Annotated in this window: 20 protein-coding genes and 2 pseudogenes; 20 read left to right on the top strand and 2 right to left on the bottom strand. The window is 42.9% G+C overall.

The features are described from left to right. Positions 1-25: 25 nt before the first annotated feature. The 13 genes and pseudogenes from purF to purB all read left to right on the top strand — a co-directional run bounded on the left by purF (position 26) and on the right by purB (position 12,571). On the top strand, positions 26-1,468 hold the full coding sequence (purF, locus tag D8852_RS07210) for an amidophosphoribosyltransferase (RefSeq protein ID WP_125425260.1): 1,443 nt from the start codon (positions 26-28) through the stop codon (positions 1,466-1,468). A gap of 40 nt (positions 1,469-1,508) precedes the next feature. After that, a complete protein-coding gene (gene purM / locus D8852_RS07205) occupies positions 1,509-2,531 on the top strand; it encodes a phosphoribosylformylglycinamidine cyclo-ligase (RefSeq protein WP_125425259.1) in 1,023 nt (340 codons plus the stop codon). Beyond that, positions 2,528-3,073, top strand: coding sequence for a phosphoribosylglycinamide formyltransferase (gene purN, locus D8852_RS10025; protein ID WP_185755595.1), 546 nt, complete (start codon positions 2,528-2,530; stop codon positions 3,071-3,073). The genes purM and purN overlap by 4 nt, the downstream gene beginning before the upstream one ends. A 15-nt stretch (positions 3,074-3,088) precedes the next feature. Then, complete coding sequence (gene purH / locus D8852_RS07200; RefSeq protein WP_185755594.1) at positions 3,089-4,636, top strand: bifunctional phosphoribosylaminoimidazolecarboxamide formyltransferase/IMP cyclohydrolase; 1,548 nt, start codon at positions 3,089-3,091, stop codon at positions 4,634-4,636. Positions 4,637-4,757: 121 nt separating this feature from the next. Next, a complete protein-coding gene (gene purD / locus D8852_RS07195; protein ID WP_125425258.1) occupies positions 4,758-6,020 on the top strand; it encodes a phosphoribosylamine--glycine ligase in 1,263 nt (420 codons plus the stop codon). Positions 6,021-6,211: 191 nt separating this feature from the next. Next, on the top strand, positions 6,212-6,703 hold the full coding sequence (gene purE, locus D8852_RS07190; RefSeq protein WP_125425257.1) for a 5-(carboxyamino)imidazole ribonucleotide mutase: 492 nt from the start codon (positions 6,212-6,214) through the stop codon (positions 6,701-6,703). After that, entirely contained in the window at positions 6,690-7,769 is a 1,080-nt protein-coding gene (purK, locus tag D8852_RS07185; RefSeq protein WP_125425256.1) for a 5-(carboxyamino)imidazole ribonucleotide synthase, read from the top strand. Before purE ends, purK begins: the two co-directional genes overlap by 14 nt. A gap of 6 nt (positions 7,770-7,775) precedes the next feature. Further along, complete coding sequence (locus tag D8852_RS07180; RefSeq protein ID WP_084975715.1) at positions 7,776-8,357, top strand: hypothetical protein; 582 nt, start codon at positions 7,776-7,778, stop codon at positions 8,355-8,357. 249 nt (positions 8,358-8,606) lie between these two features. After that, entirely contained in the window at positions 8,607-8,831 is a 225-nt protein-coding gene (locus D8852_RS07175; protein WP_084975716.1) for a phosphoribosylaminoimidazole carboxylase, read from the top strand. Positions 8,832-8,862: 31 nt separating this feature from the next. Continuing rightward, the gene (locus D8852_RS07170) at positions 8,863-9,231 is read left to right on the top strand and encodes a hypothetical protein (protein ID WP_084975717.1); all 369 of its coding nucleotides are present in this window, start codon (positions 8,863-8,865) and stop codon (positions 9,229-9,231) included. Positions 9,232-9,338: 107 nt separating this feature from the next. Beyond that, positions 9,339-9,568: pseudogene (locus tag D8852_RS07165) on the top strand (phosphoribosylaminoimidazole carboxylase). Positions 9,569-9,643: 75 nt separating this feature from the next. Continuing rightward, positions 9,644-10,963: a hypothetical protein gene (locus D8852_RS07160; RefSeq protein WP_084975718.1), complete on the top strand. Its 1,320-nt coding sequence runs from the start codon at positions 9,644-9,646 to the stop codon at positions 10,961-10,963. Between the two features lie 309 nt (positions 10,964-11,272). Beyond that, positions 11,273-12,571: an adenylosuccinate lyase gene (gene purB, locus D8852_RS07155; RefSeq protein ID WP_000610729.1), complete on the top strand. Its 1,299-nt coding sequence runs from the start codon at positions 11,273-11,275 to the stop codon at positions 12,569-12,571. Between the two features lie 57 nt (positions 12,572-12,628). Here purB and strH read toward each other — a convergent pair whose 3' ends face one another. Next, positions 12,629-16,660, bottom strand: a complete 4,032-nt coding sequence (gene strH, locus D8852_RS07150; protein ID WP_125425255.1) for an LPXTG-anchored beta-N-acetylhexosaminidase StrH — start codon at positions 16,658-16,660, stop codon at positions 12,629-12,631. A 299-nt stretch (positions 16,661-16,959) separates the two neighbouring features. Beyond that, the gene (locus D8852_RS07145) at positions 16,960-17,676 is read right to left on the bottom strand and encodes a GntR family transcriptional regulator (protein WP_001007187.1); all 717 of its coding nucleotides are present in this window, start codon (positions 17,674-17,676) and stop codon (positions 16,960-16,962) included. Positions 17,677-17,991: 315 nt separating this feature from the next. Between D8852_RS07145 and D8852_RS07140 the strand changes: the two genes are divergently transcribed. From D8852_RS07140 to D8852_RS07110, 7 genes and pseudogenes are all read left to right on the top strand, one after another. Further along, a complete protein-coding gene (locus tag D8852_RS07140; RefSeq protein ID WP_084973428.1) occupies positions 17,992-19,779 on the top strand; it encodes a glycoside hydrolase family 35 protein in 1,788 nt (595 codons plus the stop codon). Next, positions 19,776-20,252: a PTS sugar transporter subunit IIB gene (locus D8852_RS07135; protein ID WP_000156968.1), complete on the top strand. Its 477-nt coding sequence runs from the start codon at positions 19,776-19,778 to the stop codon at positions 20,250-20,252. Before D8852_RS07140 ends, D8852_RS07135 begins: the two co-directional genes overlap by 4 nt. Before the next feature lie 26 nt (positions 20,253-20,278). Next, complete coding sequence (locus tag D8852_RS07130; RefSeq protein WP_045616654.1) at positions 20,279-21,184, top strand: PTS mannose/fructose/sorbose/N-acetylgalactosamine transporter subunit IIC; 906 nt, start codon at positions 20,279-20,281, stop codon at positions 21,182-21,184. Next, positions 21,171-21,992: a PTS system mannose/fructose/sorbose family transporter subunit IID gene (locus tag D8852_RS07125; protein WP_000185284.1), complete on the top strand. Its 822-nt coding sequence runs from the start codon at positions 21,171-21,173 to the stop codon at positions 21,990-21,992. The genes D8852_RS07130 and D8852_RS07125 overlap by 14 nt, the downstream gene beginning before the upstream one ends. Before the next feature lie 3 nt (positions 21,993-21,995). After that, positions 21,996-22,400, top strand: a complete 405-nt coding sequence (locus D8852_RS07120; RefSeq protein ID WP_081102481.1) for a PTS sugar transporter subunit IIA — start codon at positions 21,996-21,998, stop codon at positions 22,398-22,400. A 104-nt stretch (positions 22,401-22,504) separates the two neighbouring features. Next, the gene (locus D8852_RS07115) at positions 22,505-23,671 is read left to right on the top strand and encodes an SIS domain-containing protein (RefSeq protein ID WP_125425254.1); all 1,167 of its coding nucleotides are present in this window, start codon (positions 22,505-22,507) and stop codon (positions 23,669-23,671) included. 10 nt (positions 23,672-23,681) lie between these two features. Then, a pseudogene (locus tag D8852_RS07110) lies at positions 23,682-24,020 on the top strand (tagatose-bisphosphate aldolase); the annotation flags it as partial.

The raw sequence follows: 24,020 nt of genomic DNA, 5'->3' as shown, positions 1-24,020 counted from the left end.
CACAAATAAAAATTAGGTATAAAAAATGACATACGAAGTAAAATCTCTTAATGAAGAATGTGGTGTTTTCGGTATTTGGGGGCATCCAGATGCTGCGAAAATGGCCTATTTTGGGCTCCACAGTCTTCAGCACCGTGGTCAGGAAGGGGCAGGAATCCTCTCCAATGATCAAGGACAATTGAAGCGCCATCGTGATATGGGGCTTTTGTCAGAAGTGTTCAGAAACCCAGCTAATTTGGATAAATTGACAGGATCTGCTGCTATTGGGCATGTGCGTTATGCGACTGCTGGCGAAGCTTCTGTAGATAACATCCAGCCTTTCATTTTTCGCTTTCATGATATGCAGTTTGGGCTGGCTCACAATGGGAACCTGACTAATGCAGAATCTCTTAAGAAAGAATTGGAACAAAGAGGTGCTATTTTCAGCTCAACCTCTGATTCAGAAATCTTAGCTCATTTGATTCGTCGTAGTCACAATCCTAGTTTGATGGGTAAAATCAAGGAAGCACTCAGTCTTGTCAAAGGCGGCTTCGCTTATATCTTGCTTTTTGAGGACAAGTTGATTGCGGCGCTTGACCCTAATGGCTTCCGTCCGCTTTCGATTGGGAAAATGACCAACGGAGCGGTAGTGGTTTCCTCCGAAACCTGTGCTTTTGAAGTTATTGGTGCTGAGTGGATTCGAGATTTGAAGCCTGGAGAGATTGTGGTCATTGATGATAAGGGCATCCAGTATGATAGCTATACAGATGATACACAGTTGGCGATTTGCTCTATGGAGTATATCTATTTTGCTCGCCCTGATTCTAATATCCACGGTGTCAATGTCCATACAGCTCGCAAACGTATGGGGGCTCAATTGGCGCGTGAATTTAAGCACGAAGCGGATATCGTGGTCGGTGTGCCAAATTCCTCACTCAGCGCGGCTATGGGATTTGCGGAGGAGTCTGGTCTGCCAAATGAAATGGGTCTCATCAAGAACCAATACACGCAACGCACCTTTATCCAACCGACTCAAGAATTGCGGGAGCAAGGGGTACGGATGAAACTGTCTGCCGTTTCGGGTGTTGTCAAAGGCAAACGTGTGGTTATGATTGATGATTCCATTGTTCGTGGGACAACCTCTCGCCGTATCGTTCAGCTTTTGAAAGAAGCAGGGGCGACGGAGGTTCATGTTGCTATTGGAAGTCCTGCGCTAGCTTATCCATGTTTCTACGGGATTGATATCCAGACTCGTCAGGAGTTGATTGCGGCCAATCATACGGTCGAAGAAACCTGCCAAATCATTGGAGCAGATAGCCTGACCTATCTTTCTGTTGAAGGTTTGATTGATTCGATTGGTATTGAAACAGATGCGCCAAATGGCGGTCTCTGTGTCGCTTACTTTGACGGCGACTACCCAACTCCTCTCTACGACTATGAGGAAGACTATCGTAGAAGTTTGGAAGAAAAGACCAGTTTTTACAAATAGGCGGATGATGATTCTCCATTAAAGAAAAGGAATGAACAAAATGACGAATAAAAATGCTTATGCGCAATCCGGTGTGGATGTTGAAGCGGGTTATGAAGTTGTTGAACGGATCAAAAAGCACGTGGCTCGTACAGAACGCGCAGGTGTTATGGGAGCTCTAGGTGGTTTCGGTGGCATGTTTGACCTTTCAAAAACAGGTGTCAAAGAGCCCGTCTTGATTTCAGGAACTGACGGTGTTGGAACCAAGCTCATGCTGGCCATCAAGTACGACAAGCACGATACCATCGGTCAGGACTGTGTGGCAATGTGTGTCAACGACATCATCGCTGCAGGTGCGGAGCCTCTTTACTTCCTTGACTACGTAGCGACAGGGAAGAATGAACCAGCTAAGCTAGAACAAGTCGTTGCTGGTGTGGCAGAAGGCTGTGTGCAGGCAGGCGCTGCTCTCATCGGTGGAGAAACGGCTGAAATGCCTGGTATGTATGGTGAAGATGACTACGACTTGGCTGGTTTTGCAGTCGGTGTGGCTGAAAAATCTCAAATTATTGACGGCTCAAAGGTGGCAGAAGGAGATGTTCTTCTCGGACTTGCTTCAAGTGGCATTCACTCCAATGGTTACTCTCTTGTTCGTCGTGTCTTTGCCGACTACACAGGTGAGGAAGTCTTGCCAGAATTGGAAGGCAAGCAACTCAAGGAAGTCCTTCTTGAGCCGACTCGTATCTATGTCAAGGCTGTCTTGCCACTCATCAAGGAAGGGTTGGTCAACGGTATTGCCCACATCACGGGTGGTGGCTTTATCGAGAATGTCCCTCGTATGTTTGCGGCTGACCTAGCTGCAGAGATTGAGGAAAGCAAAGTTCCAGTGCTTCCGATTTTCAAAGCTCTTGAAAAATACGGTGAAATCAAGCATGAAGAAATGTTTGAAATCTTCAATATGGGTGTGGGACTCATGTTGGCAGTTAGCCCTGAAAATGTAGCTCGTGTCAAGGAATTGCTGGATGAACCAGTCTATGAAATTGGTCGCATCGTCAAGAAAGAAAACGAAAGTGTCATTATCAAATGAAAAAAATAGCGGTTTTTGCCTCTGGTAATGGGTCGAATTTTCAGGTGATTGCCGAAGAATTTCCGGTGGAGTTTGTCTTTTCAGACCATCGTGACGCCTATGTGCTCGAGCGTGCAGATAAGCTCGGCGTCCTGTCCTATGCTTTTGAACTCAAGGAATTTGAGAACAAGTCGGACTACGAAGCAGCCCTTGTCGAACTCTTGCAAGAGCACCAGATTGACTTGATTTGCCTCGCCGGCTACATGAAAATCGTTGGGTCCACCTTATTGGCAGCTTATGAAGGTCGGATTATCAACATTCATCCAGCCTACCTGCCAGAATTTCCAGGAGCTCATGGGATTGAGGACGCTTGGAATGCTGGTGTTGCTGAGAGTGGCGTCACCATTCACTGGGTGGACTCTGGTGTGGATACAGGCAAGGTAATCAAACAAGTCCGTGTGCCACGTCTAGCTGATGATACCATCGAAAGATTTGAAGCTCGCATTCATGAGGCAGAGTACAAGTTGTATCTAGAGGTTATTAGAGAATTGTTGGACAAGTAAATGAAAGGAAAAAACATGACTAAACGCGCCTTAATCAGCGTCTCAGACAAAGCGGGCATTGTTGAATTTGCCCAAGAACTCAAAAAACTTGGTTGGGAGATTGTCTCGACAGGTGGGACCAAGGTTGCCCTTGATAATGCTGGGGTAGATACCATTGCGATTGATGATGTGACTGGTTTCCCAGAAATGATGGACGGTCGCGTCAAGACCCTTCATCCAAATATCCATGGTGGGCTCCTCGCTCGTCGTGATCTCGATAGCCACCTTGAGGCGGCTAAGGACAATAAGATCGAGCTCATCGACCTTGTAGTTGTCAATCTTTACCCATTCAAGGAAACGATTCTCAAACCAGATGTGACGTATGCTGACGCAGTTGAAAATATCGATATCGGTGGGCCTTCTATGCTTCGTTCAGCGGCTAAAAACCACGCCAGCGTGACGGTTGTGGTAGACCCAGCGGATTATGCTGTTGTTCTTGACGAATTGTCAGCAAACGGTGAAACGACTTATGAAACTCGCCAACGTTTAGCAGCCAAGGTTTTCCGTCACACAGCTGCTTATGATGCCTTGATTGCAGAGTACTTCACAGCTCAAGTGGGTGAAGTAAAGCCTGAAAAGCTCACTTTGACCTATGACCTCAAACAATCCATGCGTTACGGTGAAAATCCTCAGCAGGATGCGGACTTCTACCAAAAAGCTTTGCCGACTGACTATTCGATTGCATCAGCGAAACAGCTCAACGGTAAAGAATTGTCCTTTAACAATATCCGTGATGCGGATGCGGCGATTCGTATTATTCGTGATTTCAAAGACCGTCCAACCGTTGTGGCTTTGAAACACATGAATCCATGTGGAATTGGTCAGGCAGATGATATCGAAACTGCTTGGGACTATGCCTATGAGTCAGACCCAGTGTCTATCTTCGGTGGGATTGTCGTTCTTAACCGTGAGGTGGATGCTGCGACAGCTGAGAAGATGCATGGCGTTTTCCTTGAAATCATCATTGCGCCAAGCTATACAGATGAAGCGCTAGCCATTTTGACCAACAAAAAGAAAAACTTGCGCGTCCTTGCCTTGCCATTTGATGCCCAAGATGCTAGTGAGGTGGAGGCAGAATACACAGGTGTGGTCGGTGGACTTCTCGTGCAAAACCAAGACGTGATCAAAGAAAGCCCAGCTGACTGGCAAGTGGTGACCAAACGCCAGCCAACCGAGACAGAAGCGACTGCTCTTGAGTTCGCTTGGAAGGCTATCAAGTACGTCAAATCAAACGGAATCATCGTAACCAACGATCACATGACACTTGGTGTTGGCCCAGGTCAAACCAACCGTGTGGCTTCTGTTCGTATTGCCATTGACCAAGCTAAAGATCGTCTTGATGGTGCTGTTCTTGCTTCCGACGCCTTCTTCCCATTTGCGGATAACGTGGAAGAAATCGCCAAAGCAGGTATTAAGGCCATCATCCAGCCGGGTGGCTCAGTACGTGACCAAGAATCCATCGAAGCTGCTGACAAATACGGCTTGACCATGGTTTTCACAGGCGTAAGACATTTTAGACATTAAGAAGACAAAAGGGAAGAAAACAGTTTCTTTCCTTTTTTTGCCTAAAACGCGGAGCGGAACGAGATTAAAACGAACGTTTGTGATATAATGTTAGTAAATAATTCGCAAAAGAGGTTGAAAGATGAAGCTGTTAGTTGTCGGTTCGGGTGGTCGTGAACATGCGATTGCTAAGAAGTTGCTTGAGTCAAAAGACGTTGAAAAGGTTTTTGTAGCTCCTGGGAATGACGGGATGACCTTAGATGGACTTGATTTGGTAAATATCTCTATTTCCGAACATTCTAAGTTAATTGAGTTTGCAAAGGCCAACGATATTGCTTGGACCTTCATCGGGCCAGATGATGCCCTTGCTGCTGGGATTGTAGATGATTTTAACAAAGCTGGTCTCAAGGCTTTTGGTCCGACTAGGGCCGCAGCGGAGCTGGAGTGGTCCAAGGATTTTGCTAAGGAAATCATGGTCAAATATGACGTTCCGACAGCAGCCTATGGCACATTTTCAGATTTCGAGGAGGCCAAGGCTTATATAGAGGAGAAAGGCGCTCCTATCGTTGTCAAGGCAGATGGTTTGGCACTTGGGAAAGGTGTTGTCGTAGCTGAAACGGTTGAGCAAGCGGTCGAAGCCGCTCATGAGATGCTTTTGGACAATAAGTTTGGTGACTCAGGCGCGCGTGTGGTTATCGAGGAATTCCTTGACGGAGAAGAGTTCTCTCTCTTTGCCTTTGTCAATGGGGACAAGTTCTACATCATGCCGACGGCTCAGGATCACAAACGTGCTTACGACGGCGACAAGGGCCCTAACACTGGTGGGATGGGTGCCTATGCGCCAGTTCCTCACTTGCCACAGAGCGTGATTGACACAGCTGTTGACACCATTGTCAAGCCAGTCCTTGAAGGGATGATCAAAGAAGGTCGTCCTTATCTTGGTGTCCTTTACGCTGGTCTTATCTTGACAGCAGATGGCCCTAAGGTGATCGAGTTTAACTCTCGTTTTGGAGATCCCGAAACTCAGATTATCTTGCCTCGTTTGACATCTGATTTTGCGCAAAATATCACAGATATTTTGGAAGGTAAAGAACCAGCCATCACGTGGACGGACAAGGGTGTGACTCTTGGTGTGGTTGTCGCATCCAAGGGCTACCCGCTAGATTATGCAAAGGGTGTCGAGTTGCCAACTAAGACAGAAGGCAATATCATCACCTACTATGCAGGGGCTAAGTTTGCGGAAAATAGCAGAGCACTGCTATCAAATGGCGGACGTGTCTATATGCTTGTCACCACAGCAGATACCGTCAAAGAAGCCCAAAACACCATCTACCAAGAACTATCCCAACAAAACACAGAAGGCCTCTTTTACCGAACCGATATCGGAAGCAAGGCCATAAAGTAAAAGTATAAAAATAACGCGACGAAGTCGCCAAATACGATAATGGTCGTCGTGGTGAAAAGACCAGAACAATTTTTGTTCTGGTCTAGGGAAAATTTGAGACCTTAGGCTCAAATTTTAGGAATGAAACCGAAGGTTTGCTTCTGTCCCCACCACCTAAGACCATTATCAAAAAAGAAGAAAAAGGAAAAATTATGACTAAACCAATTATTTCCATCATCATGGGCTCAAAATCCGACTGGGCAACCATGCAAAAAGCCGCCGAAGTCCTGGACCGCTTCGGTGTATCCTACGAAAAGAAAGTTGTCTCTGCCCACCGTACACCTGATCTCATGTTCAGACATGCCGAAGAAGCTCGTAGCCGTGGCATCAAGGTCATTATCGCAGGTGCTGGTGGCGCAGCTCATTTGCCAGGTATGGTCGCAGCGAAAACAACCCTTCCTGTCATCGGGGTACCTGTCAAGTCGCGCGCTCTTAGTGGCGTGGACTCGCTCTACTCTATCGTTCAGATGCCAGGCGGTGTGCCTGTTGCGACTATGGCTATCGGTGAAGCTGGTGCGACTAACGCCGCTCTCTTTGCCCTCCGTCTCCTTTCAGTAGAGGACCAGGCTATCGCGACAGCATTGGCAGATTTTGCAGAAGAACAAGGAAAAATCGCAGAGGAGTCTACCAATGAGCTCATCTAAAACAATCGGAATTATCGGTGGCGGTCAGCTGGGGCAGATGATGGCCATTTCAGCTATCTACATGGGGCACAAGGTCATCGCGCTGGATCCTGCGGCGGATTGCCCTGCCTCTCGTGTGGCGGAAATCATCGTGGCTCCCTATAACGATGTGAACGCCCTCCGTCAGCTGGCTGAGCGTTGCGATGTTCTCACTTATGAATTTGAAAATGTCGATGCTGACGGTTTGGATGCTGTCATTAAGGATGGACAACTCCCTCAAGGGACAGATCTGCTCCGCATTTCGCAAAATCGTATTTTTGAAAAGGACTTCCTCTCAAACAAGGCACAAGTGACAGTTGCACCCTACAAGGTCGTGACTTCTAGTCAAGACTTGGGAGACATCGACCTATCGAAAAACTATGTCCTAAAGACTGCGACTGGTGGCTACGATGGGCATGGACAAAAAGTCATTCGTTCGGAAGCAGACTTGGAAGAAGCCCGTGCACTAGCCGACTCAGCAGACTGCGTTTTGGAAGAATTTGTCAACTTTGACCTTGAAATTTCTGTCATCGTATCAGGGAATGGCAAGGATGTGACGGTTTTCCCAGTTCAGGAAAATATCCACCGCAACAATATTCTTTCAAAAACAATTGTGCCTGCTCGCATTTCAGAAAGTCTAGCTGAAAAAGCCAAAGCTATGGCAGTGAGAATCGCTGAGCAACTGAACCTCTCTGGAACCCTTTGCGTGGAAATGTTTGCGACAGCCGATGATATTATCGTCAATGAGATTGCCCCGCGTCCACACAATTCAGGACACTACTCAATCGAAGCCTGCGACTTCTCGCAGTTTGACACCCATATTCTCGGTGTTCTGGGGGCACCATTGCCAGCTATCAAATTGTATGCGCCTGCTGTGATGCTCAATGTTCTGGGCCAACACGTCGAGGCTGCTGAAAAGTATGTCGCAGAAAATCCAAGCGCCCACCTCCACATGTATGGTAAAATAGAAGCGAAGCACAACCGCAAGATGGGGCATGTGACTTTGTTTAGTGGTGTGCCAGATGAGGTTGAAGAGTTTGGGGAGTAGTGATATATGGAAAGGTTTTTTGAAGGTATGAGTAATGAAACCAAGATTACATTGGTAACACTAATCTTAACAAATATGGTTACAATTGTTCTAGCTATAATCGGTTTTTACCAAAAGAAAAATGAGCAAGCAAATCAACAAAAATTAATTCAAGAAGAAAGACAGCAGTTGCGTATCAATTCAGATAGAGATATGTATATAAAAACGATCCAAGATTTTGCTTATGTGGCTGGAAACATAGTAACTATCATTGAATCTAAAATTGGACCTTCAACGAAGAAGAAACAAGACTTGAATCCACTTTTAAACTTTGATGAGGTTTACTATAAATTTTATATATTATTGACGGATGAAGCTGATAGAAAAATACTTCAAAAGTTTCAATATCAAGTGCGTTCATTGGCTGGTTTGCCTGATCCTGAAGGGGTTGCTGTCTGGGATGAAGCTGAAGAATTTGATAAATATCAACAATCCCAAGCAGAAGGTTATATTGAACCTCCCAGAGAAATATATAATAAATTGGAAGAATGTTTGTCAATTTGCAGAAAGTTAATTAAAGAAAAAATGTCTCTAGTATTAAATGATTAGTATATTGTTGTTAAACGATTTTGTGAAGCGTTCAAAATTTTGAATGTTTAGCAGTAGAATTGAGAATTTATGAAAGTGAACATAGAAAGGAAAGTGTGCTCATACAATCGACCTCGGACGAAACTCATGGAAGAATGCTAGTGTTTCTCCTTGAGATGTAAGTAAACCTAAACTTTTAAATTTATAGAAAGGAACAAGGGCTCTCGTATTCTCTAAACTGAATACGGGCTACGGACTTGATCAATTCTTATGATTCAAATAATAGTCAACGCATTTGTTGAAAAAGAGAAGACTGGAGCAGTCGTTGAAGTCTTGTATGCTAGTAGCGATCACGAAAAAATGAAAGCTAAGTATGAAGAGCTGGTTGCTCAATATCCTGAAAACTATTTAGCAATTTATGATTTACCATTGGATACAAATCTCAACGAATTACCTCACTACCCATCCGTGCTTATTGGGAAAGAAGATTTCTAGTGAGTTATTATTAGAATTAGAAGGAATTGTTATGGAAAATTTAAAAAAATTTTGCTTTTGCCTATTTAATATTGCTTATCCATTAGTTGCATTTTATTTAACTAATAACATTGTAATGAATTTAAAGGATATTAATATTGATGTATTTGGTGCTCTATTATTAAGTATATTCTTAATTATACCTTATGCAATTTTAAAATTCCTAAGTTGCTTTAGAAAAAGTACTCATCAATATTATTTCATTGTTGAAAATGTGTGGTTAATGATTTTTACAATTATTAGTCTAAGAAACCCTGATATGGAATATGCTGTCAATGTTTGGGGAATGGCTTTTGTTGGAATTACTATAGTAGATACGATTCATAAAATACTTGAAGATAGAAAAAGTTCAAACATTTGAACTCGAGCACTCAATCTTTGATAGAATGAAATAAACAAAAGAGGGACTAGAGTTCTCGTGTTTACAAAACTAAATACGGATTATGGTTACCGACTTGGTTAATCATTATGATTCAAATAATCGTTAATGCTTTTGTTGAGAAGGATAAGACTGGAGCTGCCGTTGAAAACTTGTTTGCAAGTGCCGTCCATGGCAATGTGCAAACTAAACGTGATGAATTAGTTGCACAATATACCCCGAAAACTATTTGGCGATTTGCGATTTATCATTGGCTACTATTCTCAATGAATTACCTAACTACCCATTTGTGTTTATTGGAAAAGAGGAGTTTGAGTGAAGAATGCATTATAATTTTAAGTTTATTTTAGTTTTTCACTAAATGAGCTACGAGGAAGGATGGTAAGTTTCAGGAATGGAGTTTATTGATGTTTTAAATAAAGAAAGTTGGAAATCAGTATACAGATTCCAAAAATCTGAGTCTAATTACGCGGTATGTTGCTGTATATGTGAATATAGCGGAACTGATATGGATTTAGAGGAAGCTGAACTTTCTGAACGTATTGATTTTACATTATTGGTTCCACTAGTAGTTTATAAGACAAATGATCAAAAATTCAGAAAATGGTTAATTGAATCTGGAGGCAAACCTTATAATTTTGGTGAATTACCTACTACATATAAATCATTAACAAATGTCAAATCTTACATAAGTGATTATTGTTTAAAAATAGAATTTAAAAAAAATGGTGTCCAAGAAGTAATTTCATTTGAACTTTCTGAAGAAGAAAGAAAGTTTATGAGTAGTGTAAGTACATTTAGTTTTGTAGTGGAGTCAAGGACACACACTACTGTAGGTAGAGTTAAATTTTCTACATCTGATGATGACCAACCTATATTTCCCATGTCTAAAATTTCAATAACTGACAATAAATTTGAGCAAAAAATTTCGTCTATTGTAAATAATATTAACCGTCTAAAACAGGTAATTCCTGGTAATTTCAACAACTATTTAGATATTATAGGTTCATCTGACTATGAAGTATACCAATCGACAACTAGTGGTGAATCACTACCCTCAAAATCAAATTTAAAATTGGGAAAATTATGTTATTCTTGTAATAAACCGGAAATAACGAGAGAACATTGCTCTCCTAAGTGGATGTCAGATAACTACCATGTCAAACCTCTTATAGGTAATATATTTTGTAGGGATTGTAACCAGTGGTTTGGCCAGTTTTTTGAAAAAGATGCACTAAATATCTTAACCATAAATAACCGTATAACTGAATTACAGCGTCTATTTATCAGTAAATGGTGTATAAAGACAGCAATAACAATGTCTATTGCGTCTGGAGTAGCTGTTAATCCAGTATGGTTACCACAGTTAAGAAATGAAAGATTTCCTGAAGGTTTTGAAGTGTACTTCAATCCTAATATTAAATTGAATGAACCAGGCTTTAATTATGGCGTGAGTAGATTTAACAAGCAGTTGTCTCGAGAGAATTTATTTTTATTTACTTTAGCATGTAAAGATTTTTCATTGGTTGTTATTAATAAGAATGGAAAAATGATTCCTTCTATACCATTTTATAAGTTATATCCAGAATTTGCGAATGGTTCGGGTAATAATGTTAATGATTTTGCTGATCTACATCAAATATTACATGAAATATTAGCAGATGAGAAAACTAAGGAGTTCCAGCTTCCAATTCGCATTCACAAAAATAACTAGCTAATGTAGTGTCATACTTCTAAAATATGTAAAGGCTATAATTTTTATTTTCCGCCCCAATTGGGAACAGAAAATAAAAGATTGAAAGCAAGAAAGGAGAAGAGGGCAAGTTTAAGCGTTTGAACTCGTGCTAAAAGCATCTCTCCTGTAAAAAATAACTTTAAAACTAGAAAGGAAAGGACATCAGGTTCCACTAACTTGAACCTGGACGGAAAGCTCGGAATTTAGATAATCCGCCTGGGATGCAAGCATCCTGCGTTGGGTTCCTAAAATTCAGTTGCTTTCTGGTCGTCCTTGGTATCTTAAATTATGATCAACCGTTACTCTCGCCCAGAGATGGCGAACATTTGGAGTGAAGAAAATAAATACCGTGCTTGGCTTGAGGTGGAAATCTTGGCTGACGAGGCATGGGCTGAGTTGGGGGAAATCCCTAAGGAAGATGTGGCTTTGATTCGCGAAAAGGCGGACTTTGACATCGACCGTATTTTAGAGATTGAGCAGGAGACGCGCCACGATGTGGTGGCTTTCACGCGTGCGGTTTCTGAGACTCTTGGTGAAGAGCGCAAGTGGGTTCACTATGGCTTGACTTCTACCGACGTGGTCGATACTGCCTATGGTTACCTCTACAAACAAGCCAACGACATCATCCGTCGTGACCTTGAAAACTTCACCAACATCATCGCTGACAAGGCTAAGGAGCACAAGTTCACCATCATGATGGGTCGTACCCACGGTGTGCACGCTGAACCTACAACCTTTGGTCTTAAATTGGCGACTTGGTACAGCGAAATGAAGCGTAACATCGAGCGTTTCGAGCATGCGGCGGCTGGTGTGGAAGCTGGTAAAATCTCTGGTGCGGTTGGAAACTTTGCTAACATCCCACCATTTGTTGAGCAATATGTCTGCGACAAACTTGGTATCCGTGCTCAAGAAATCTCTACACAGGTCCTTCCTCGTGACCTTCACGCTGAGTACTTTGCAGTTCTTGCTAGTATCGCAACTTCTATCGAGCGTATGGCGACTGAGATTCGTGGTTTGCAAAAGTCTGAGCAACGCGAAGTAGAAGAATTCTTTGCCAAAGGGCAAAAAGGGTCTTCAGCAATGCCTCACAAACGCAACCCTATCGGTTCTGAAAACATGACAGGTTTGGCGCGTGTTATCCGTGGTCACATGGTGACGGCCTATGAAAACGTCGCTCTCTGGCATGAACGTGATATTTCCCACTCATCAGCTGAGCGTATCATCACACCAGATACAACCATTTTGATCGACTACATGCTCAACCGCTTTGGAAATATCGTCAAAAACTTGACGGTCTTCCCAGAAAACATGATCCGCAACATGAACTCAACTTTCGGTCTTATCTTTAGTCAACGTGCTATGTTGACCTTGATCGAAAAAGGTATGACACGTGAGCAAGCCTATGACTTGGTGCAACCAAAAACGGCCTACTCTTGGGATAATCAAGTAGACTTTAAACCGCTTCTCGAAGCAGATCCAGAAGTGACATCACGCCTGACTCAAGAGGAAATCGACGAAATCTTCAACCCTGCATACTACACTAAACGAGTGGATGATATCTTTGAACGTATCGGACTGGGTGACTAATCATAACAACAAAAAGCGAGATTCAATCTCGCTTTTTTGTATTCTTGTCGAAGAGGTTTAATCCTCTTTTCTCTTAGTGAGTCCGTAGGCTGCTAGCGTAGCCATGAGTCCTACTGCGACCAAGCCTGCAGAGTCTTGGCTTCCTGTTGCAGGGAGTTGTTTTTCTTCTGCTTTGCTAGTAGTTGGTTCAGCTTGCTCAGTTTTCTCAACGGCAGTTCCGACTTCGACAACCTGAGCGACCGCTTCCTGCGATACTGCACTATTGACAAGGGTTCTTTCTTCCTTGCCGTCAGCAGTAGTGCTGACAGAGTAGAAAATCGTACGGCGACCATTTACTCCAGCAACGACTACTTGCGTTTGTCCGAGTGGTAATTGAGGATTTTCACGTGTCACAGTAGTGAACGGAATTTCTTCTTCTTGGATATCCAGTCTTGGTTTCGCTTCGGCAGCTGGAGCAAGACCGTGTTCGTCTCCTACATGGGTTACAAGGGTTCCGACTTCAATAACTTGGGTCACTGCTTCTTGAGTCACAAGGCTATCTACAAGAGTTTTCACTTCCTTACCGTCAGCACTAGTGCTCACAGAGTAGTAATGACTGCGACGGCCGTTAGCGCCTTTAGTAACGACTTGAGTCTTCCCTTTGAGCAAGAGTGGATTTTCACGTGTCACAGTAGTGAACGGAATTTCTTCTTCTTGGATATCCAGTCTTGGTTTCACTTCGACAGCTGGAGCAAGGCCACTTTCATCCCCTTTGTGGATAATAGGGGCACCGATTTCAACCACTTGGGTCACAGGTTCTTTGGTTACTTGGCTATCTAGAACGGTTTCTGTTTGTTTACCATTTTCAGTAAGGACAGAGATGTAATGAGTGCGTTCACCATCTACACCTGGTGTGATGATCTTTTCCTGACCGGCTGGAAGATTCGGATTTTCCTTCTTGATGACCTCAAATGGAATCTTTTCTGCTCTTGTGATGAGTTCCGGTTTGGTTTCAACATTGGCAGCTAGTTCGTTTTCATCGAGGCTTCCTGAGTGGGTTGCTGCTGGTTTGAGGCCTAGGCGGGCTGCCTTGAGTTTGGCTACGAGAGCGTCTAACTCGGCTTGTTTGTTACGGTTGAGGTTGTAGTTGAGAGCTTCTTTAGCTGCATTTAAGGCGTCCAAGCTTTCCTTGCTGTATCCATCCAAGCTTGCAGGGATTTGAGCAAGTTCCTCACGGAGAGCATTGTAGTTAGCGCGGAAGTAGTCTTTGTTATTGTCTGCAAAGGCAGTCATGAGTTCAAAGATTTCTTCTTCCTTATACTCAGCACTTGGTCTATCTGCCCAGATGGCAAGCATGCTTCCAACTGTTGGAAGGTCTACCTCAGGATATTTGGTAGATGCAAGCTGGTTAAATGGTGTTTTTTTAGTGTTTTCAATTGCTTTTTTGAGGAAACCGCCACCATCTTCAGGTTTTTGGCCGAGAATGTAGTACCAGTCTCCGTTAGTATTAAGGAATTTATAGCCTTTGCTTGCAAGGTACTGAGGAGATGCAAGGTTGTAGCCCCACCATCCTTTAGACCAGTAAGAGATGATGGCATCCTTGTCAAACTCAACATCGTCCTTGTCCTCGTAGTAGAAGCCATCGTTGAAGGCCATTGGTTGAAGGCCTCTTTCTTCGGCCATAGCAGCAAGGGTGTTAGAGTACTCAGCAAATTTGCCATAGAGTCCATACCATTTGAGGTAGTACCAGCCTTGAGCGTTGGTGGCATCATTGGCATATTCGTCTGTACCGTAGTTGAAGATCTTTGTCTTGCCTGCAAAGAAGTCCATGTACTTGCCGATGAGGGCTTTGACAAAGTTCATCGCCTCTTCGTTTTCGAGGTCCATAGTTGTTTTGGAGACCTTGTCAAAGTTGGCTTGAGGATTCTTGATTCCAAGTTTTTCCATAGCGACGAGCATGGCATCCATGTGACCTGGGCTGTTGATCGCTGGGATGAGTCCGAGGCCTTTTGATTTTGCGTATTCAATCAATTCAGTGATTTCAGCTTGGCTAAGAGTAGTTCCGTTTGGATCATCGTAGTAAGCTTTTGTTCCTTCGATGATGGCCTTTTTGACATCATCACTTGCATAAGTTTTTCCGTTAGCTGTGATGGTCATGTCATCAAGGAGGAAGCGAAGTCCATCATTTCCTAGGAGAAGATGCACATCAGAGTAGCCGAGCTCGCTCGCCTTGTCTACGATGCGTTTGAGTTGGTCGAGCGTGAAGTACTTACGTCCAGCATCGATGGAGATTACCTTGTTCTTGGCAAGTTTTTCAACTTCACGTTTCGCGTCTTCTTCTTTTTGAGCTTCTGGTGTGAAGGTCAAATTGCTGACAGCTTCTTGGAGTTTCGCGATTGCTTGGTCAATGGTGTCTTGTTGGGCACGGCTGAGGTTGCTATCGAGTGAGCGAATGGCTTTTTCAGCTTCTTTGACAGCTGCGACACTTTCTGCAGTATAGCGGTTAAGGTCTGTTGGTACTTCTTTCAGAGCTTGCTCAGCAGACTCATAGTCGGCAGCAAAGTATTCAGCATTGGCATTTGCGAAGCTACGCATAAGTTTGAAGAGGCGTGATGGTGAATAGCGTGCAGATGGGGTGTCCGCCCAAGCAGCTACCATACCCCCGATGAATGGAATATCTGCTCCTTCAGATTTTGGTATAGAAGTAATTGGAGTGTTCTTGATACCATTGAGTCCTTGATCGAGGTTGTACCAGCCTTGGCCGTCGGCATTTCGTCCGAGAACATAGTACCAAGCATCGTTGGTGTTAAGGATTTGGTGGCCTTTTTCAACTAGAAGTTTAGAAGAAGCGACGTCGTATCCGCCCCATCCACCAGTCCACATAGAAACGATGATGTCTTTGTCAAAAGTACCAAAGCTAGTATCACTATTGTAGTAGATGCCGTCGTTAAAGGCCATTGGTTTGAGGCCGTGAGATTTGACGATACGAGCAAGGTCATTGGCATAGGCGATAAATTTCTCATATCCTTTTTCAGGATAACCTTCATTTGGATAATATTTATCAGCCTGAAGAACGCTCCATCCCTTGGCGTTTGTAGCATCGTTGGCATACTCGTCGAGTCCGATATTGAAAATGTCAGATTTGCCAGCGAAGTAAGCAGCATACTTGTCAATCAGAGCCTTGGTAAATGCAACTGCTTCTTTGTTATCAAGGTCAACGGTACGAGCAGATTCCTTATCAAAGTAGGTAAAGTTTGGTTTTTGGATGCCTAGTTCTTTCATGGCATGCAAAATCGCATCCATGTGGCCAGGGCTGTTTACAGTTGGGATGAGACCAATACCTTTATTTTTAGCATAGTTGATCAAGTCCGTCATCTGACTTTCTGTCAAATGGTTGCCGTTTGGATCCTTGTAGTAGGCATCCGTTCCGTTTTCGAGTGCACGTTTGACATCATCACTTGCATAGGTTTTACCATTGGCTTTGATCGTCATGTCGTCCAGCATGAAACGCATGCCATCATTTCCAACTAGTAGATGGAGATCAGTATAGCCGTAGTGTTTGGCTTTGTCGATGATTTCTTTGAGTTGCTCAGGTGAGAAGTACTTGCGTCCAGCATCGATTGAGATCATTTTTCTTTTCGCCAGTTTTTCATTTACCTGACTTGCTCGTTCAGTGCTAGGAGCAACCACTGCTGGTGTAACGACTTCATTTTTCTTTTCTGAAGAAGTGCTTTCAGCAGGAGTTTCAGCTGGAGCAGGGCTTTCTTTCTCGGCAGTAGGAGTTGGAGCAGTATTTTCTGTCACAACTGGTGCGCTTGACTCTTCTGTTGTTGGAGTAACTGTTCGAGGAGCCTCCTGGTCTTCTTTGACCTCCTCTTTTACAGGCTCGTCAGCCTTTTCTTCCAATTTTTCTGGAACTTTGGAGTCTACAGCTTCCTTGACTGCTTGTGGACTCTCCTGAATAGTTTGAACAGTTTCTTCAGCTGTTGGAGCTGGAGTAATCCCGTCAGCAGATACGACTTGGGTACCAAAAGCAAATCCTATGAGTACAGAAGCTGCTCCAATCGCGTACTTACGAATGGAGAAGCGCTGTTTCTTTTCTAGTTTCATGATAAAACCTCCCTGTTATTATATTGTATGATAGCGTTTACACAAAACTATTTTCATTTTATTATCTAAGATATAAAAAGTCAAGCGGCTTTATGAAAGAACTATAATAAATGGAGGAAATCATAAGATTTAGGAAAAAATTATCAAAAAACTAAAAACAAGGAAAATCTAGCCAATATTTAACTTGTTTTTAGTAAAAGCACTACTAATTAAAGAATTACCCTTCGTCATATGTTCATACTAAATGGTGCATGCTATAATGAACATAGAAAAAGCCTGAGCTAGGCTCAAGCTTTTTCTTAATGACCTCGATCACACGAGATGAATTTGATTTTGTAGTAGTCAGCTCGCTTATAAGTTTCACTATAGGCAAGGACTTGGCCAGTGGCTTCAAGTTTTGTAGTCTTTGTTTGGAAGACAGTTGGAAATTGTGTATCAATTCCCAACGTAGAAGCAGCATGCTCGGGTGTTGGGAATGCGATTTCGTTGATTTCCTCAAAATGCTCATCAGTCATGTGAATGCGGTAATCCAATTTGAAACGTTTATAGATAGAACTATAATAGTCAAGATTCGGATAGTTGGCGTTGATATATTGTTCGGGAATATAAGAAGTGTGGTAGATATAGGTCACACCGTTAGTTTGACGTGTCCGTTCGATCTTGTAGTAGAACTGGTCTCCACGCAAACCAAGTTTTTCCAAATATTCAAGCTTATTTCCACGTTCGATAGAAAGGACAGTTACCTTATCGTCTTTTGTTTCAAAAATTTCTACGTCTGAAAACTCAACGAGTTTGTGCTTACGAGCGCGTGAAACAAAAGTTCCTTTTCCTTGTTGGCGGACAATATAGCCATCTTTGGCAAGGTCGTTCAAGGCACGAACAACTGTGATAGAACTGACATCATACATGGCGATCAACTCTGCTTCAGTATAAAACTTGTCTCCACTCGCAAATTGACCTGAGATGATTTTATTCTTGAGTTCGTCTTTAATATATTGGTATTTTGGAATAGCCATAATTGCACCTCAATTTTTTTCTTTCTCCTTCTTTGATTTTACCACAAACACAAAGAAAATAGTAGCATTTAGATGAAAAAATAACATAATACATTAAAAATATTATTTTGCACATATATAAAAGCGCCGTCAAAACAGAGGTCGTGCAAAAGCCCTCATTTCATGCTATTTTTAGACAATTTTGGTAAAAAAGAAGTAAAAAAATAGAAAAATTTTAAAGAATTTTCTAAAACCTATTGACAAATGCAAAAGATTTGATTATAGTTAATATTATAATAAATGAAAGCGCAAACTTAATTCGTCAGAGGTAATAACATGACAAGATTTAAAATTGAGGACGATTTCTATTTAGACGAAAAACCGTTCAAGATTTTGTCCGGCGCCATTCATTATTTTAGGATTCCAGCAGAGGATTGGTATTATTCTCTCTATAACTTAAAGGCGCTTGGCTTTAATACAGTCGAGACCTATGTGGCTTGGAATTTACACGAACCTGTTGAAGGGGAGTTTGATTTTGAAGGTGCCAGAAATTTGGAGAGATTTCTTCAAATTGCACAAGATCTGGGTCTCTACGCCATTGTACGCCCGTCTCCATTTATCTGTGCGGAATGGGAATTTGGTGGCTTGCCGGCTTGGCTCTTGACCAAGGACATGCGAATTCGCTCGTCTGACCCGGCCTACATCGAGGCTGTTGCTCGCTATTATGACCAATTATTGCCAAGGCTTGTACCCCGCTTGTTGGATAATGGCGGAAACATTCTCATGATGCAAGTCGAAAATGAATATGGCTCTTATGGAGAAGATAAGTCTTATCTACGAGCGATTCGGAAATTGATGGAAGACCGAGGGATTGATTGCCCACTCTTTACTTCAGATGGTCCATGGAGGGCTACTCTGAAAGCCGGAACCTTGATCGAAGACGACCTCTTTGTGACAGGGAACTTCGGTTCTAAAGCTCCGTACAACTTTTCACAGATGCAGGAATTCTTTGATGAGTATGGTAAGAAATGGCCCCTCATGTGTATGGAATTCTGGGATGGTTGGTTCAACCGTTGGAAAGAGCCTATCATCACACGGGATCCTAAAGAATTGGCAGAAGCTGTTCGAGAGGTATTGGAACAAGGCTCTATCAACCTTTACATGTTCCATGGCGGAACAAACTTTGGTTTCATGAATGGTTGCTCGGCTCGAGGAACTCTAGATTTACCACAAGTCACATCTTACGACTATGATGCCCTTCTCGATGAAGAAGGAAATCCAACTGCTAAATACCTAGCAGTCAAGAAGATGATGGCAACACACTTCCCAGAGTATCCACAGTTGGAACCACTTTACAAGGAAAGCATGGAAATGGAATCCATTCCACTAGTCGAAAAAGTGTCCTTGTTTGAAACCCTGGATAGTCTCTCTAGTCCTACTGAAAGCCTCTATCCAAAAGCGATGGAAGAACTTGGACAAAGCTATGGCTACCTTCTCTACCGCACTGAGGCAAGTTGGGATGCAGAAGAGGAACGCCTCCGTATCATCGATGGACGTGACCGAGCTCAACTCTTTGTAGATGGTCAATGGATTGCTACTCAATACCAGACAGAGATTGGTGAAGACATCTACTGTCAGGGCAATCGAGAAGGCTGTTCAGAGATTGATATCCTGATCGAAAATATGGGGCGTGTTAACTATGGACACAAGTTCTTAGCAGATACGCAACATAAAGGAATTCGTACAGGTGTCTGCAAAGATCTACATTTCTTACTGAATTGGAAACAATATCCACTGCCACTGGATAATCCTGAGAAGATTGATTTTTCAAAAGGATGGACAGAAGGACAACCAGCCTTTTACGCTTTCGACTTTACGGTCGAAGAGCCGAAGGATACCTACTTAGACTTGTCTGAGTTTGGTAAGGGAGTTGCCTTTGTCAACGGGCGCCACCTAGGGCGTTTCTGGAACGTCGGCCCGACCCTCTCACTTTATATCCCTCATAGCTATCTCAAGGAAGGTGCTAACCGCATCATCATCTTTGAAACTGAGGGCGAATATAAAGAAGAGATTCATTTAACTCGTAAACCTACACTAAAACACATAAAGGGGGAAAACTTATGACAATTGTAGGATGCCGTATCGATGGACGTTTGATCCATGGTCAAGTAGCCAATCTTTGGGCTGGAAAACTAAATGTTTCACGCATTATGGTTGTAGACGACGAAGTTGTTAACAACGATATTGAAAAGAGTGGTTTGAAACTTGCGACACCACCAGGTGTGAAACTCAGTATCTTGCCAGTTGAGAAAGCAGCAGCAAATATCCTTGCTGGTAAATACGATAGCCAACGTCTCTTTATCGTTGCACGTAAACCAGACCGTTTCCTTGGTTTGGTCGAAGCAGGTGTTCCGCTTGAAACACTCAACGTCGGCAATATGTCTCAAACACCAGAAACTCGCTCTATCACACGTTCTATCAACGTGGTAGACAAGGATGTGGAAGACTTCCACAAACTAGCAGAAAAAGGTGTGAAACTCACTGCTCAAATGGTTCCAAATGATCCAGTTTCAGACTTTTTGAGCTTATTAAAATAGGAAAAAATTTTTAGGAGGTCATTGTTATGATACAATGGTGGCAAATTTTACTTCTCACTTTGTACTCAGCTTATCAAATCTGTGATGAGTTGACAATCGTTTCATCTGCAGGTTCCCCTGTATTCGCTGGTTTTATTACTGGTTTGATCATGGGAGATGTGACAACTGGTTTGTTTATCGGTGGTAGCTTGCAGTTGTTCGTTCTCGGGGTTGGTACCTTCGGTGGTGCTTCTCGTATCGACGCAACTTCTGGTGCGGTTCTTGCAACAGCATTCTCTATCTCTCAAGGTATTGATACAGACCTTGCGATTACAACAATCGCTGTACCAGTAGCGGCACTTTTGACATACTTCGACGTTCTTGGACGTATGACAACTACTTTCTTTGCACACCGTATTGATGCTGCGATCGAACGCTTTGACTACAAAGGTATCGAACGCAACTACCTACTTGGTGCGCTTCCATGGGCTCTTTCTCGTGCCCTTCCAGTATTCTTCGCTCTTGCTTTTGGTGGTGCTTTCGTACAATCAGTAGTAGACCTTGTTAAAGAATACCAATGGGTTGCAGACGGTTTGACACTTGCAGGTCGTATGCTTCCAGGTCTTGGATTTGCAATCTTGCTTCGTTACCTTCCAGTTAAACGTAACCTTCACTACCTTGCAATGGGATTTGGTTTGACAGCTATGTTGACTGTCCTTTACTCATATGTAACAGGTCTTGGTGGAGCTGTTGCGGGTATCCTTGGTACTCTTCCTGCTGATGTTGCTGAAAAGATTGGCTTTGCTAACAACTTCAAAGGTTTGTCTATGATCGGTGTTTCTATCGTAGGTATCTTCCTTGCAGTTGTTCACTTTAAGAACAGCCAAAAAGTAGCTGTAGCAGCACCTTCTACACCATCAGAAAGTGGGGAAATCGAAGATGACGAATTCTAATTACAAACTTACAAAAGAAGATTTTAATCAAATCAACAAACGTAGCTTGTTTACTTTCCAATTAGGTTGGAACTACGAACGTATGCAAGCTTCTGGTTACCTTTACATGATCTTGCCTCAATTGCGTAAAATGTATGGGGATGGAACTCCTGAATTGAAAGAAATGATGAAAGTTCATACTCAATTCTTCAATACTTCACCATTCTTCCACACAATTATCGCTGGTTTTGACCTTGCCATGGAAGAAAAAGATGGTGTGGGTTCAAAAGATGCCGTTAACGGTATCAAGACAGGTTTGATGGGACCATTTGCTCCTCTTGGAGATACAATCTTTGGTTCACTTGTACCTGCTATCATGGGATCTATCGCAGCAACTATGGCTATCGCAGGTCAACCATGGGGTATCTTCCTTTGGATCGCAGTTGCAGTTGCTTATGACATCTTCCGTTGGAAACAATTGGAATTTGCCTACAAAGAAGGGGTTAACCTTATCAACAACATGCAAAGTACCTTGACAGCTTTAATTGACGCTGCATCTGTACTTGGTGTCTTCATGATGGGTGCTCTTGTAGCAACAATGATCAACTTTGACATTTCTTACAAATTGCCAATCGGTGAAAAGATGATTGACTTCCAAGACATCTTGAACTCAATCTTCCCACGCTTGCTTCCAGCAATCTTTACTGCCTTTATCTTCTGGTTGCTTGGTAAGAAAGGTATGAACTCTACTAAAGCGATCGGTATCATTATCGTTCTTGCAGTAGGTCTTTCATTCATCGGTAAATTCTTGCTTGGAATGGGCGCATAATTTATGAGTAAATCATTAATTTTGGTGAGTCATGGTCGTTTCTGTGAAGAACTGAAAGGTAGCACAGAAATGATCATGGGTCCACAAGACAACATTCATGCAGTGGCTCTTCTTCCAGAAGATGGTCCAGAAGAATTTACTGCAAAATTTGAAGCTGCTATCGAAGGATTGGATGATTTCCTAGTCTTTGCGGACCTTCTCGGCGGAACACCTTGTAACGTGGTAAGCCGTTTGATCATGGAAGGTCGCGACATTGAACTCTACGCAGGGATGAATCTTCCAATGGTGATTGAATTTATCAATGCTAGCCTTACAGGCGCAGATGCGGACTACAAGAACCGTGCTGCAGAAAGCATCGTGAAAGTCAATGACCTGTTAGCGGGCTTCGATGATGACGAAGATGAATAAGATGTGACTTAGAGCATCTTATATAGAATATACATGGGAATGGGAGTCAATCCCATTCCCATATTTTCAATAGGAATGAAACAATAATAGATTAGAGGAACTCTATGCTAAATTACACAAAAGAAGAATTACTTGAACTGGGTGCAGAAATCACGACTCGTGAGATCTACCAACAGCCTGATGTATGGAAAGAAGCTTTTGAAGCCTATCAAGCGAAACGTGAAGAAATTGCAACCTTTTTGCAAGGTATCGCTGATAAACATGACTATATCAAGGTCATCTTGACGGGTGCTGGTACTTCCGCTTATGTGGGAGATACCTTGGTGCCATACTTTAAGGAAGTCTATGACGAACGCAAATGGAATTTCAATGCCATTGCGACAACTGATATTGTTGCCAATCCAGAAACCTATCTGAAAAAAGATGTGGCTACTGTCCTTGTTTCCTTTGCTCGTAGTGGAAATTCACCTGAAAGTGTGGCGACGGTTGATTTGGCTAAAGACTTGGTTGACGACCTTTACCAAGTGACCATTACATGTGCTGCAGAAGGGAAATTAGCTCTTCAAGCTCATGGCGATGACCGCAATCTCTTGCTCTTGCAACCGGCTGCTTCTAATGACGCTGGGTTTGCCATGACTTCTAGCTTTACGTCCATGATGTTGACAGCTCTCTTGGTCTTTGATCCTACAGAATTTGCTGTTAAATCTGAACGTTTTGGAGTTGTTTCTAGTCTTGCCCGTAAAGTTCTAGACAATGCAGCAGATGTTAAAGAGCTGGTTGAACTTGACTTTAACCGTGTTATCTACCTGGGCGCTGGTCCTTTCTTTGGCCTTGCTCATGAAGCTCAGCTCAAGATTTTGGAATTAACTGCTGGTCAAGTGGCGACCATGTATGAGAGCCCAGTTGGCTTCCGTCACGGTCCAAAATCATTGATCAACGAAGATACCGTTGTTTTGGTCTTTGGCACAACGACAGACTACACTCGCAAGTACGACTTGGACTTGGTTCGTGAAGTGGCTGGTGACCAGATTGCTCGTCGTGTTGTGCTCTTGAGTGATCAAGCCTTTGGTCTTGAAAATGTCAAAGAAGTAGCCCTTGGTTGTGGTGGTGTCTTGAACGATATTTACCGTGTCTTCCCTTACATCGTTTATGCTCAACTCTTTGCCCTCTTGACTTCACTCAAGGTAGAAAATAAACCAGATACACCGTCTCCTACAGGTACAGTAAACCGTGTGGTACAAGGTGTGATAATTCATGACTATCAAAAATAAGGAAGTGTCTATGAGTAAATTACAATTAAGTCCCAATAAAGTAGCCTGCCTGCAAAAACTTTCTGACGAGAACGGCATTATCTCCGCTCTTGCCTTTGATCAACGTGGTGCTTTGAAACGCCTCATGGCTCAATACCAAACAGAAGAGCCAACAGTGGCTCAAATGGAAGAACTCAAAGTCTTGGTTGCAGATGAATTGACCAAATACGCATCATCTATGCTTCTCGACCCAGAGTATGGACTTCCAGCTACAAAAGCGCTTGATCCAAATGCTGGTCTTCTCCTAGCTTATGAGAAAACTGGCTACGACACAACAAGCACTAAACGCTTACCAGACTGCTTGGATGTT

The organism is Streptococcus mitis (assembly GCF_003942695.1).
Taxonomy (GTDB): Bacteria; Bacillota; Bacilli; order Lactobacillales; family Streptococcaceae; genus Streptococcus; species Streptococcus mitis_BD.
The sequence above is the reverse complement of the archived record's forward strand: the minus strand, read 5'-3'. Positions and strand labels throughout refer to the sequence as shown.